Here is a 12,246-nt window from a genome sequence, read left to right as displayed (position 1 = left end):
TTTTGGAGAATGGTATGCCAATTATTGAGATGCATTTACTTGAAGGACGAACAGTTGAACAGCGGCGTGCGGCTGTGGCTGCGATTACAGAAGCAGTAACCCGTAGTTTAGGTGTGAAAGCGGAGTCAGTGAGAATATTGATTACACAGCATGATAAAGATGAGTTTTCGGTTGCTGGTGTGACAGTTGGATCAAAACTGGAAGATGGCAATGCTACTAATTGAGAAGGAATAGGTTTCATGAAAAAGATTCGTTGTGCTTTGATCGGTTCAGGAAATATCGGTACAGATTTGATCTACAAACTCAAGCGCAGTTCAATACTTGAACCCGTCTGGATGGTTGGCATTGATCCTCAGTCGGAAGGTTTGGCACGCGCTCGCGAAATGGGGCTGAAAACTACGGCAGAAGGTGTTGATGGTCTACTGCCTCATGTGTTGAATGACAATATTCAGATTGCTTTTGATGCGACTAGTGCTTATGTACATGCTGAGAATAGTCGCAAGCTCAATGAGCTCGGTGTGATGATGATTGATCTGACGCCTGCTGCTATAGGACCCCTGTGCGTACCGCCTGTCAATTTGCGTCAGCATACAAGAAAACTGGAAATGAATGTCAATATGATTTCTTGCGCTGGTCAGGCAACAATCCCAATTGTCTATTCGGTATCGCGGATTCAAAGCCTCAGTTATGCCGAAATCATTGCCAGCCTATCGTCCAAGTCGGTTGGTCCTGGTACTCGAGCCAATCTGGATGAGTTTACCTACACTACTTCCGGTGCAATAGAACAAGTGGGTGGTGCTCGGAAAGGCAAGGCATTGGCAATTATTAATCCAGCGGAGCCACCCTTGATTATGCGTAACACTATTTACTGCATAACGGATCAGGTTCCTGATATCGAAAAAATAACCGATTCTGTGCTTGAGATGATTGGCGAAGTACAAAAATACGTACCAGGTTATCGCTTGGTGAATGGACCAATCTTTGATGAAACACCTCGTGGACACCGGGTGTCGGTGTTCATGGAAGTGGCTGGTCTTGGTGACTACTTGCCAAAATATGCCGGTAATCTGGACATCATGACTGCAGCAGCGACTCGTACAGCCGAAATGTTTGCCGAAGAAATCCTTGCAGGAACTATTCAACTCAAAGCTGTGGAGGCAGCATGATAAACAGAATTAACAGCACCGAAAGCAATCTGAAGGATCGCAAGATTATTCTTCATGATATGTGCCTGCGCGATGGCATGCATGCCAAGCGTGAACAAATCAGTGTAGAGCAAATGGTCAGGGTAGCCACCGCTTTAGATGAGGCAGGTGTTCCCTATATACAGGTGACTCACGGTGGTGGTTTGGGTGGTAATTCTCTACAGCATGGATTTGCCTTGGCCAGCAACGAAGAGTATATCAGTGCCGTTGCCGAAAAGATGAAACAGGCAAAGATATCTGTGCTTTTAATTCCTGGTCTGGGAACGATGAAAGAACTTCAGTCTGCTTATGATTGTGGTGCGCGCAGCGTTCATGTCGCTACTCACTGTACCGAAGCAGATACCTCGCCGCAGCACATTGCATTTGCGCGCAAGCTTGGCATGGATACCACGGGTTTTCTCATGATGGCACACCTTAATGATCCTGATGGTATTGCAAAGCAGGGTAAGTTGATGGAAAGCTATGGTGCTCAGACCATTTATGTGACAGATTCGGCTGGCTATATGTTGCCTGAAGATGTCAGAGCACGCATTCACGCTCTGCGTGAGGTTCTTAATCCAGAAACAGAAATTGGTTTCCATGGCCACCATAACTTGGGTATGGGCATCGCCAATTCTATCGTTGCGGTAGAGGCGGGTGCCAGTCGGATTGATGGATCTGCTGCAGGCCTGGGGGCGGGTGCCGGTAATACGCCGCTGGAGGTATTTGCTGCAGTCTGTGAGCGAATGGGTATCAAAACTGGAATTGATCTTTTCAAGCTTATGGATGTGGCAGAAGAAATTATTATTCCCATGATGGAACACGTTGTCCGTGTTGATAGGGAATCCTTAACACTTGGATTTGCCGGTGTTTATTCTACTTTCTTGCTGCATGCTAAGCGTGCAGCAGAGCAGGTTGGAATACCGGCTCGGGACATACTTGTTGAATTGGGACGCAAGAAAATGATTGGTGGCCAAGAAGATATGATTATTGATACGGCAATGACGATGGCTAAAGAGCGGGGATTAATTAAAGAAAACGTCGTATAGATAATGATTGTCAACGACTGATGATTTTGACGTTAGTCAGCAAGATCATGGTCTTAATCATAGTGAATGGATGGATTGGTTACATGCTCAAAGATAATCAGAATAGAGATGAAATTGCAGTTGTAGTTGGTGCAACAGGCGCATTTGGTAGCTCCTTGGTTGATCGTCTTAGTCAAGCCGGCCTTGCTGTTATTGCAGTAGCTCGTTCTCAGAATGCACTGCTTGCATTGAAAGAGAAAGTGCCAGGTTTAATTGCCTGTGCAGCAGACATTGCTTCAGATTCGGCGATTGATACTATTGCGGCGGCTATCAATCGGCCAGTACGTATGGTCGTTCATGGTCCTGGTGTAGGTATTGCTGGGGGTATTTTGACAGCATCTACGGCAACAATGGTTGATGCAGTCAATATCAAGGTAGGCGGTCTGTTGAGACTGGTTCGGGCAGTGGATAGTCGAATGATGATTGGTTCTCGAATCGTAGCAATAGGTGGACATTATGGTTTTGAGCCGACAGCGTATGCTGCCTCTGCCGGTGTTGCAAACGCGGCTTTAATGAACGTAGTACGGCAACTCAGTCTGGCGTTGGGACCTAGAGGGGTGACTGCGCATCTAATTGCACCTGGCCCGGCTGATACGGAGCGATTAAGGCGAGTTGCAGCAGACCGTGCTGCAATTCGTAATGTGTCTCTCGAAGTCGTTCTTAATGAAATGTTGAGTGAATCATCAATTGGTCGATTCACCACACCTGAACAGGTTGCTTGGGCTGTATCAATCCTGTTAGCTCCTGAAGCCGATGCACTGACAGGTTCAAGCCTAATGCTGGATTCTGGTCGTAGGCGCGGCTTGCCGTAACTAGCTTTGGAGAATAAATTATGCCAGTGGTCAATTTTCATTTAATTGAAGGAATGACATCGTTCGATCAGGATGAAAAGCTGCTTGTTGGGGCATGTCGTCTTTATGCCGAAGTCTTGCGTTCTCCGATGGAAAGAGTTCGGGCTTTTATTACTTCACATCGTTCTGAACAATTTGCAGTTTCAGGAGGCCTGGTCGTTAATAACAATTTACACGCACCTTATTTTGAATTCATTGTGCTTGATGGCAGGCCAGTTGAAGAGCGACATAGACTACTTGCTGGTTTTACAGACTTGCTTGTAGAAATACTGGGTGTTCGACGAGAACTTGTTCGTGGAAGTTGTCGACGTATTGAACCTCAGGATTGGGCAATCGGTGGTGAGCCAGCCAGTATTCTGCGTAAAGATGAGGTCGAAGAAAGAGCTAAAGCTGCTTTGATGAAGAAATCGTTTTAAAGATACTTGATTTGTATATTCAATATTTTTTATAAAAATTTAATATATCAAATTTTCAATTCGACCAATTTTTTTCTCCAAAACATTGGTTGACCTCCATCCCCTTGTGATATAGCCCATTGCAAGGGGAATTTTTTAAAATTTATTAAATTGTTTCGATGAAAAGATATTTATGAATGTGTTGATTGTCTTTGCTCACAATGAACCACATTCATTTAATGCAGCCATGAAAAATCTGGCTGTAGATGTAATGCGGTCGCAAGGTCATGAGGTTGTTGTTTCAGATTTGTATGCAATGAATTTCAATCCAGTAGCAAGCGCATCCGATTTTTGTCAGCGCGCCAATTCTGAATATTTAATCTACGCTCTGGAACAGAGAAATGCCTTTGCTAATCAGAGTTTTTCAGAAGATATTGCTGAAGAGATAAAAAAATTGCAATGGGCTGATATGATAATTTTTAATTTTCCAATATATTGGTTTGGTATGCCAGCCATAATGAAAGGTTGGATAGATCGTGTTTTTATTTCTGGTCTCTGTTATGGTGGGCGTCGTATCTACGATAAAGGTGGATTGATTGGGAAATCAGCTATGCTTGCCTTTAGCCTGGGTGGGCAGCCTCATATGTTTGGGGAAGGGGCTATCCACGGCGATCTGGATTTAATGTTGCAACCTATCTTGCGAGGTATGCTCGCTTATGTAGGATTAACAGTATTGCCTTCTTATGCTGCTTATCATGTTCCGTATATTAGTAACGAGGCTAGATTGAAAATACTGGATGACTACCGAAATCATTTATTGACACTAAATGATCGTTCTCCACTTATATTTTCTTCACTGAATGATTTTGATGATCAGTTTTATAGAAAATAAAGTACTTTCTTATTAAAGACTAATTTGTGTAACAGATTTGCAGAGGGTGATAAGTAAAGGGGAAACGGGTAGGGGTTTCTGCAGAGATAAGTACTGGCCATTCGTTATCGAAAGGTGGATGTCAGTTTTATTGCGGTTGGTGTTGATGCCATGTTCCTTGCTGCTACTACCTTGGCACTCTGCGCTGAATATCGAAGCGAACTTAAGTATCAAACTGTGGCGGGAAGTTATTGATGTGTACTTATCAATCTGAAAGTTTGAAATAGATAGGTGCTGCGCATAGTGCCGATGCAATTAAGGTTGGTTGCTAATCTTATGTGGGCTTCAAACGGCTGTTACAGATATGAATGACCATACATGTAGCAAGTGTTAATTAGAAAATTAATGTCATTTCTTAGCTAGATGCGGACATCGACTTTCATCAAGATGTTCAAGATTGACATATAAATTACAAATTAGATATTTTGTAATATCGAAAATGAGTGAATTTGTGGCTCTCTCAATCATTTGAGTTCAAGTTCAAGCAGTTATCTTAGAAGTAAATCTAAAATCACAATTGGTTTTGAGCATTGCCACAGAGTTTTTATTATTGTGATATTTGATCTAGGCTTCAGAAAACATTGCTTTGATTTAATCCAATATGCTCAAGCATATAGACAAAGAATGACATCGGATGCTTTGAAAACAGCACAAGCTTGTTGACCAGCGGTAAGGCCTAATCTAACGACACTATCGTGAGTGACAACGGAACATACCGTTTTTCCACTGGGCATCACAAGCGTTATTTCAGAATTGACTGGTCCCTCAAAAATACGGGTAATTTCGCCCCATAAGTGATTGCGAGCAGTGGTTTTCAGATTTGGGTCAGTAAGAAGCATCACCGAGGAAGATTTGATAATTGCATTGACCTCTGAACCCATTTGCAAATTAAAAGTCTCGGCTGATTCTTTGGTGATTATCGCTACCAGTTCATCTTTCTTACCAATTCGTAAGCGAACCTCGAAATCCACATCACCTTCGCGTAGTCCAATCACTGTTCCTGCAAATTGATTGCGTGCACTGGTTTTCATGGACATCCGTTTCAATAACTGACGGAAGTGCTTGAAGTCTCCGGTTTGATCGTCATTCATACTTGCAGTCATACGATCAAGTGCAGCCTGGTATTCGGCTTCTAATGCACGATAAAGCGCAATTACTTTTCGTCCGTAATCAGTTAGCTGAGTGCCACCACCTTTTTTGCCACCTGTTGAACGTATGACTAGTGGATGCTCTGCAAGATTATTCATATCATCAATGGCATCCCATGCGGCACGATATGAGAGTGGTACTGCTTTAGCGGCTTGAGAGATTGACCCGTAACTCTCTACCGCTTCCAGTAGTTTTATTCGGGTGTTACCCAAAAATGCGCCAAATTCGGTGTCTACTTCTAACTTTCCAAGTAGGCGTAAGGATGTCGGTTCCATTTTGTATGCGTCTAGTCTATATGCAGCTGACTATAACGTATTTGACGTGCTCCTGGTAAGCGTTATGGTTGTTTTTGCATCTCAAGTTTGCATAGCATGATTATGCGAACCATTAGCTAAGTGTTTTACCAAGCCTTAGATCGCATATTTACGCATTCACCAATTTTTCTTGCGACAGATCATCGCAGTTATTAACCGTTTGATCTAGCATTTGCCTTTGGATACCTGCGTGACACAGCCCAAGTTGTTGTGGCTTTCATTGGCTATGAGTCTACTTTTTAATAAAACGGTGTAGCATTTAAGCCGGTAATGTAATTTCTATTAACTTGCCCAAAAGATTGGCTTATTACGGGTCTTTGCGGGTATTGTCCACCAAATTGGCACAGCTAAACCATAATGAGTTTAGCTTTCATTGACTTTCAGGGAGTGCAAAATGAGTATCAGTGCCCGTAATGCCATAAAAGGAAAAATCACTGCAATTGTGAATGGCGTCGTGAATGCCGAAGTAGAAATTACCACTCCTGGTGGTGACAAAATTGTTAGTATAGTTACTGAGGGGGGTATTCAATCTTTAGGTTTGACAGTTGGAATGGAAGCCATTGCCTACGTGAAGGCGCCTTGGGTCATTGTTTTAGCTGGTGAAACCAACGTGCGTTTTTCCGCCCGTAATCAACTAGAAGGTAAGATTTCCAGTCTAACGAAGGGGGCTGTCAATAGTGAGGTTGGTATAACGCTAGCCGGTGGTACGGTCATTTATGCAATTATTACTAATGAGGCCGTGTTAGAGTTAGGATTAAAGCATGGGTCGCCTGCAACCGCGTTGATTAAAGCAAGCCATGCTATTTTAGGCGTTCTCTCCTGAGCTATTGCAGCATTACTTGTCATTGAGTAGTGCGCTCTTTTTTGTTAGATGACTAAAAAAGAGTCTTTATATTGAAAGGCATTTTAGGTTTCTGTGCCTGTAAGCACAGACACCGTTCCGCTTTTGATTTTTTATGGATCTGCTGTAGAAGCTACTCTTGCCAGCGTTGTAATAAGTTACAGTCCATATTTACCGAAGTAGGTGTTGACTGTTTTCAAACCATCAGAATTATTCAAGTCTTTGTTTTGACTGTTTTATTTCATTGTCTCAATATACGAATACAAGTTTGCATTTGTATTCAGTGTCATTTACTTGGCTAATTCAATTTTTGTGCTTAACGCACATTATTCAAGTATTCATATCTTTTGAATTTAGTATCGTCGGAAGTTTTGTTTCTGGGATTTCTCGGAATGTTGTGCTTCATTCTCGAATAGAGAGCTGAGACCCAGATATCAAACATCAGCATATTCTCTGAAGTGCATCAGTAAATTGCATGGGAAATTTGCCACCCATGGCATGTCTTCGTTATGTATAAAACTATACAACAATTTGTAAATTTCTTTACAACCTCTACAAAAATTCAGTCATATCGCTATCAAATTAGATTATTACTTGATGGCCTAGTATTTGCGTTATGCAAATAATGATATAGCGAAATTGGATTGTGCGAGCAAATCTGGCTATCTCCTTCCTCGGGAAAGAATCGTGTGTTTTTGTAGTTGCATATTGTGAAGAGATTTTAATTCCTGGATTTTCTTTTCGCATAAAAGTGATTCAAAGCGGCGATTCACCTGATTTTATTAAATTTATTTAGGCAAAAAAGCCGTCTTTAATAAGAGGTGAATCATGTTGGCAAGAGTGCTCATCATTGAAGAAAACTTTGAAACTCGTGAGGTCTTACGTTACTCGTTAGAGCGCGCCGGCTTTTATGTCCAGGCAGTTAAATCGCAGTGGATGGGTGAGGAGCGGATGTCAGGACGAGGAACGCTGCCAGATGTGCTGATTGTGGGGTTGGCGAGTCTGGAAAAGTCACCTGCCAATTTTGTCCAGGCATTGCGAGATGATCCGCTTACGGAAAATATCTCGGTCATTATGACTGGATCAGAAAGTGATGAAAAAACTCGAATTTCTGTATTAAATAAAGGAGCCGATGAGTTTTTAAGATTGCCAATGAGTCCTAGGGAGATTATTGCTCGCATCAGGGCATTATTGAAACGAAGAGTTCCTGAATACTGCGGGATTCCTATTGAGTTTGATGGGTTAAGACTTGACCCTGCTAACAAGTCAGCAACTTTCAACGGGCAGCCATTCAGAATCACTCGACTCGAATTTAACGTGCTTTTTTATTTGGCATCCTATCCTTGGATTGCATTGAGAAGAGAGCAAATTCTCGATCGAGTCTGGCGTGACAAGCGGTTTTATGAGCCACGGTTAGTCGATGTCCACGTTATGCGACTGCGACTAAGGCTAGGCGCGGAAGCTGAATATTTATTGGAAACAATTAATGGAATTGGATATCGATTTTCTCCGCGCAACTTGAGTTTTGTATCAGGGGTGAAACATACTGGATCCAGTAATTTTTCAAATCAAAAAAATGGAGCTATGTATATTGAATCTGCTACCCAGAAGATTTTAGTCATAGAAAAGGTCTCTAAGATTGGGCAGAAAATTCAATTAATGTTGGGCCAAACTGGATTTCGGGTTGGTTTATGTTCCAGCGCAAAAGATGTGGGGGAGATGGCGCTTCAGGAAAAGCCTGACTTGCTCCTTGTTGATTTGTCTTTGCAGAGATTATCTGGGCCAGCATTTTTAAGCAAAGTAAGGAGTGATATTAATCTTTGCAAAGTGCCGATCATGTTTATCAGTCCTGATGCCAGGGAGTCTAACCGCATTATCAATATTGAAGGCGGTGCCGACGACCACATTTCTGACTCTATTGGCGAACTTGAACTTGTGGCACGTATTAAGGCTGTATTGCGGCGTGCCGCATCACAAAAGACTCGTGAGCTTTTGGAATTTAATGGATTATCACTTGATCCTATATCGCATACGGTTGCTCTTGAGGGAGGGGTGTTACATACAAGCCCCAAGGAATTTCAATTACTGCAATATTTAATTACTACACCAGGTCGGGTATTTAGTCGTCAACAAATATTGAATGGTATTTGGGGGGCTGATGGGCAAGTTTCAGAGCGCATAGTGGACGCGCAAATCCGAAGATTGCGTATGGTATTGGGCCGCAGGGCGAGCATTATCAGAACTGTGCGGGGGGTGGGTTACGGTGCGGTAGCTTAGCTTGATCAGTATTTAATGTTTGGTGCATTAGCAAATGATTCTGCTGAACATTGCTTTTACACATGAGATTTTAAATCTCGATTACGTCTGAATTTTATTTCCTTTAATAACCATAGTTAATGGCATCTGTATTGAATGTCGATTTCGTTACGAAAATTATTATATATAAAACTATATAGCGTAAAAATTTTTCTTCATTTCTGCTTTGAGTTGGTAAATGGCTGGGTACGCTTGGTAATCGGTATGGAAATTTCATATTTTTGCTAAATATATGCAATATAAATCAAATATTAAATGGTATGAATGGTGCTCATAATCGTTTTGAGGCCATTCATTTTCAGAAATGTTAGTGATGATTTTGTGAGTAATTGAAAGTAACTCGCAATATCATAATTAATATAACGCATGTCAATGACTGGGTAAGCAGAGCATCTGGAAAGGCATGTAATCAATTCAACCTAGTATTAACTTCAAACAGGAAGGAACACAATCATGAAATGGGTCAAGAATCGAGTAGTACAGGGGGTGGCCTTGGCGATGGGAATTGGTTTGATCTCGACAGAGGCTTCTGCGCTCATTCTTTCAAATAATGGTACTGATACTGAAGTCACTTTATTTGTTTGGGATTACAACAAGAATATTGGTTATATTCGTGATTTGGGTCTGGATTGGGGCATAACTGGAACAGGTGCCAGCAAACCAACCGCTCGAACAGTATTTAGTCAAAATTTCAGTAGCGCTGGGGATGCCAATTACACCAACTTTCTGAGTCAAATAGGTGGCGCAAGCAGTAGTACATTATGGGGTGTCTATTCAGGTCAATCTGCAGCTGGTCAATCTCAGTTGCTTTCAACCTTTCACACTGGTTTAACGCCTACATACACCAATCTGAGTTCTTATCAGAACGGTAATTCTGCAGGCAGTGCATGGCAAGATGTGATTCATCAAGCCAATAATGGGGTTGTCAGTGGTAATGCGACGACAACGATGGGGTTTACTGGTGATATCAATGGCTCAATTATTACAACTCAGGCAGATGGATCTGGCAATCCAACGACTGAGGGGTGGTCGTTAGGATATAACCTGGCGGTTAATACGACGAACGCATTTGCCGGATCGAAATATGGAATGAGTTCCGCATTTTATATTTTTGAAAATAATGTCACATCTTCCACCAGGGTAAATCCCAGTCAGTTGGCCGGAACCTGGACGCTGAATGCGGCGACTGGTCAACTGGATTACACCGTGGCGGCAGTGCCGACACCCACTACGTCGCTATTGATGCTCTCTGGATTGGTAGTGCTCGGCTCCATAAAGAAGCGTCGTCAAGGCAAACTGTCGGATACTTTTAGATCAGGGTCATTCGCGATTTAACGCTTAATTAATTCAATTACTCCGTTATGCCCCACCTAGCTGCGTGTTAGGTGGGTGGGGCTCTTTTTATCCAAAATTTAATGAAACCTTTATTTCACAGGTGATGTATGAAAAAAGTTAGTCATACCAAACGCAAGAAGTCAAGTAAATCCTCAACCGGGATACGTTCTTTTGTAATCATTGGTTTTTCTTGTGCTGCCACGATGTTCTCGCATACAACGTGGGCGCTGGTACCAACAGCAACGGTAGATGTTGAATTGTTCCTGGCAGGGGCTACGGCTGAAAAGAATCTTATTCCCAATTTACTGGGAGGTTTTGCTGCACAAACTAAATATGGATTTTCCTATGCCGCTGGTACAGGGCTCTGTCAGGCGGGCACTCTGGATTTCTTTTATGATAGTAAATCGGGCAGTAGAGCGGGGTATGACTACCGCGCCTATAGTTGTACCTTAACAAACAATACTGCGTTACTAAAAAATGCTACTCAGGGTTGGGACTATTCAACGCTTGCTGGGAAGAAGATTCTAATCCATTACCGGATGAAAAATGGTTCCTGGTATGGAACTGGCCCTCTCGCTAGAAGCCAGTCAGTAACGCGTATGAAAATCGATGGAAACTGTATTCAAAGTCGTCCTGCAAATACTGGGACGACACCTGCTCCAGTAGCAGTCGGTGCGTTTCCCTTGGCAAACGTCTATAACACGCCATCTTATATTTGCCCAACTGAAAGTACAGTCAGTGGAGTTACCACAATCAATAATGGGCAGCTGGTAACTACTAACATACCAGATGTTGGTATTGCAGATAATGAGCCAGGAATTTTTGTAAATAAGAATGCACCCAACGACGGTAATGCTGCAGCCAATGGTAATGCAATCTATGATTCAGCCATCACCGCTGATGATTTGCAGAATGTCAGTACGACCCCCTTATTTGCTTTTCCATTGGCGATTGCGGCAACTAAAAAATTAGTCAATGCTTTACAGACCGCACAAGGGAAAGCTGTAACAGCAGCAGGGACAACAGTGGCCGATACTGATCGTCCCAGTATCAATTTTTTGCAGATTAGTTCGTTGCTGACGCCAAATGGTGGACCTTTGAATCAAAGTTGGGTGAGCATGGGGGTTGGTACGAGTTCTACACCAGTCAATATCTGCCGCCGTATCAGCGCTGTGGCTACCCAGATTACTTCTAACGCCGCATTTGGCAATTATCCCTGCTCGTCGACAGGTAAAGCGCCTTCAACCCCGGATGACAGTTTGACGGGTAAATATCGTGTGATCGAGAATGATTTGATTCCCGATGAGCGTGCTTGTCTACAAGGCTTCAATAATGGTACCAATTTTTCCCGTGGGATAACCAGTACAGGGGCAGCTATCACTGAGACGGTGACTTCTGCTGATGGAAACTTTGCTGTTGGCCCATTGTTTATTGATAATAATCCAACTTCTGAAAGTGCCAGCTGGGACTTCTTAGCAATAGACGGTATTAATCCTACAGTGCCCAATGTCGTAAACGGAACCTATCGTTATATCAATACAGCCGTAATTAACTTGAATACGTATTCGGACGCAGCTGATCCTGGTACTGTTAAGGGTCAATTAACTGGTTTATTGATTGCTAAATTTCAGGAGCCAAGTCTGCTTGCAGTTCAAAACGGCTTCTTGGCGATCCCAGAATCAGGCTATACATCAGCGAGTGGTGGTAACGTAGCTAGGGGAACTAATGGTGGTCAGACCTGTAAACCAGTCATAATTACTCAGTAATCTTTACTTAGTATGCTATACGAGAGTGAAGTGGCAAGGCTAAGGCGTAAGCTGATCTATCGGTTAGATTACCGTT

General features: G+C 42.7%; 11 protein-coding genes. 10 read left to right on the top strand and 1 reads right to left on the bottom strand.

Annotation, left to right across the window (positions count from 1 at the left end; translation table 11 throughout):
* Positions 1-14: 14 nt before the first annotated feature.
* The 6 genes from ACMYR3_RS10260 (at position 15) to ACMYR3_RS10235 (ending at position 4,410) form a co-directional block, all read left to right on the top strand.
* A complete protein-coding gene (locus ACMYR3_RS10260; RefSeq protein ID WP_424191862.1) occupies positions 15-224 on the top strand; it encodes a tautomerase family protein in 210 nt (69 codons plus the stop codon).
* 15 nt (positions 225-239) lie between these two features.
* Positions 240-1,166, top strand: coding sequence for an acetaldehyde dehydrogenase (acetylating) (locus ACMYR3_RS10255; RefSeq protein WP_424191861.1), 927 nt, complete (start codon positions 240-242; stop codon positions 1,164-1,166).
* Positions 1,163-2,233 carry a 4-hydroxy-2-oxovalerate aldolase gene (gene dmpG / locus ACMYR3_RS10250; RefSeq protein WP_424191860.1) on the top strand — a complete coding sequence of 357 codons (1,071 nt, stop codon included), beginning with the start codon at positions 1,163-1,165 and terminating at the stop codon, positions 2,231-2,233. Before ACMYR3_RS10255 ends, dmpG begins: the two co-directional genes overlap by 4 nt.
* Positions 2,234-2,316: 83 nt before the next feature.
* On the top strand, positions 2,317-3,084 hold the full coding sequence (locus tag ACMYR3_RS10245) for an SDR family oxidoreductase (RefSeq protein WP_424191859.1): 768 nt from the start codon (positions 2,317-2,319) through the stop codon (positions 3,082-3,084).
* Between the two features lie 20 nt (positions 3,085-3,104).
* Entirely contained in the window at positions 3,105-3,539 is a 435-nt protein-coding gene (locus ACMYR3_RS10240) for a tautomerase family protein (RefSeq protein ID WP_424191858.1), read from the top strand.
* A 172-nt stretch (positions 3,540-3,711) separates the two neighbouring features.
* Entirely contained in the window at positions 3,712-4,410 is a 699-nt protein-coding gene (locus ACMYR3_RS10235; protein ID WP_424191857.1) for an NAD(P)H-dependent oxidoreductase, read from the top strand.
* Between the two features lie 644 nt (positions 4,411-5,054).
* Here ACMYR3_RS10235 and ACMYR3_RS10230 read toward each other — a convergent pair.
* Positions 5,055-5,873, bottom strand: coding sequence for a TOBE domain-containing protein (locus ACMYR3_RS10230; protein WP_424191856.1), 819 nt, complete (start codon positions 5,871-5,873; stop codon positions 5,055-5,057).
* A gap of 433 nt (positions 5,874-6,306) precedes the next feature.
* Here ACMYR3_RS10230 and ACMYR3_RS10225 point away from each other — a divergent pair, with 433 nt between their 5' ends.
* The 4 genes from ACMYR3_RS10225 (at position 6,307) to ACMYR3_RS10210 (ending at position 12,170) form a co-directional block, all read left to right on the top strand.
* Complete coding sequence (locus tag ACMYR3_RS10225) at positions 6,307-6,735, top strand: TOBE domain-containing protein (RefSeq protein ID WP_424191855.1); 429 nt, start codon at positions 6,307-6,309, stop codon at positions 6,733-6,735.
* Between the two features lie 846 nt (positions 6,736-7,581).
* Positions 7,582-9,030: a response regulator transcription factor gene (locus tag ACMYR3_RS10220; RefSeq protein WP_424191854.1), complete on the top strand. Its 1,449-nt coding sequence runs from the start codon at positions 7,582-7,584 to the stop codon at positions 9,028-9,030.
* 492 nt (positions 9,031-9,522) lie between these two features.
* Positions 9,523-10,404 (top strand): hypothetical protein, encoded by an 882-nt coding sequence (locus ACMYR3_RS10215; RefSeq protein WP_424191853.1) that lies wholly within the window; start codon positions 9,523-9,525, stop codon positions 10,402-10,404.
* A 107-nt stretch (positions 10,405-10,511) separates the two neighbouring features.
* The gene (locus tag ACMYR3_RS10210) at positions 10,512-12,170 is read left to right on the top strand and encodes a hypothetical protein (RefSeq protein WP_424191852.1); all 1,659 of its coding nucleotides are present in this window, start codon (positions 10,512-10,514) and stop codon (positions 12,168-12,170) included.
* Positions 12,171-12,246 lie beyond the last annotated feature (76 nt).

Origin of the sequence: Ampullimonas aquatilis, from assembly GCF_049675895.1 — a bacterium.
In the GTDB taxonomy this organism is placed as follows: Bacteria; Pseudomonadota; Gammaproteobacteria; order Burkholderiales; family Burkholderiaceae_D; genus Ampullimonas; species Ampullimonas aquatilis.
The sequence above is the reverse complement of the archived record's forward strand: the minus strand, read 5'-3'. Positions and strand labels throughout refer to the sequence as shown.

What these genes read in the sequence shown, in the direction of transcription:
- ACMYR3_RS10260 (WP_424191862.1), top strand. Translation starts at nt 15, where the DNA reads ATGCCAATTATTGAGATGCATTTACTTGAAGGACGAACAGTTGAACAG.
- ACMYR3_RS10255 (WP_424191861.1), top strand. Translation starts at nt 240, where the DNA reads ATGAAAAAGATTCGTTGTGCTTTGATCGGTTCAGGAAATATCGGTACA.
- dmpG (WP_424191860.1), top strand. Translation starts at nt 1,163, where the DNA reads ATGATAAACAGAATTAACAGCACCGAAAGCAATCTGAAGGATCGCAAG.
- ACMYR3_RS10245 (WP_424191859.1), top strand. Translation starts at nt 2,317, where the DNA reads ATGCTCAAAGATAATCAGAATAGAGATGAAATTGCAGTTGTAGTTGGT.
- ACMYR3_RS10240 (WP_424191858.1), top strand. Translation starts at nt 3,105, where the DNA reads ATGCCAGTGGTCAATTTTCATTTAATTGAAGGAATGACATCGTTCGAT.
- ACMYR3_RS10235 (WP_424191857.1), top strand. Translation starts at nt 3,712, where the DNA reads ATGAATGTGTTGATTGTCTTTGCTCACAATGAACCACATTCATTTAAT.
- ACMYR3_RS10230 (WP_424191856.1), bottom strand. Translation starts at nt 5,873, where the DNA reads ATGGAACCGACATCCTTACGCCTACTTGGAAAGTTAGAAGTAGACACC.
- ACMYR3_RS10225 (WP_424191855.1), top strand. Translation starts at nt 6,307, where the DNA reads ATGAGTATCAGTGCCCGTAATGCCATAAAAGGAAAAATCACTGCAATT.
- ACMYR3_RS10220 (WP_424191854.1), top strand. Translation starts at nt 7,582, where the DNA reads ATGTTGGCAAGAGTGCTCATCATTGAAGAAAACTTTGAAACTCGTGAG.
- ACMYR3_RS10215 (WP_424191853.1), top strand. Translation starts at nt 9,523, where the DNA reads ATGAAATGGGTCAAGAATCGAGTAGTACAGGGGGTGGCCTTGGCGATG.
- ACMYR3_RS10210 (WP_424191852.1), top strand. Translation starts at nt 10,512, where the DNA reads ATGAAAAAAGTTAGTCATACCAAACGCAAGAAGTCAAGTAAATCCTCA.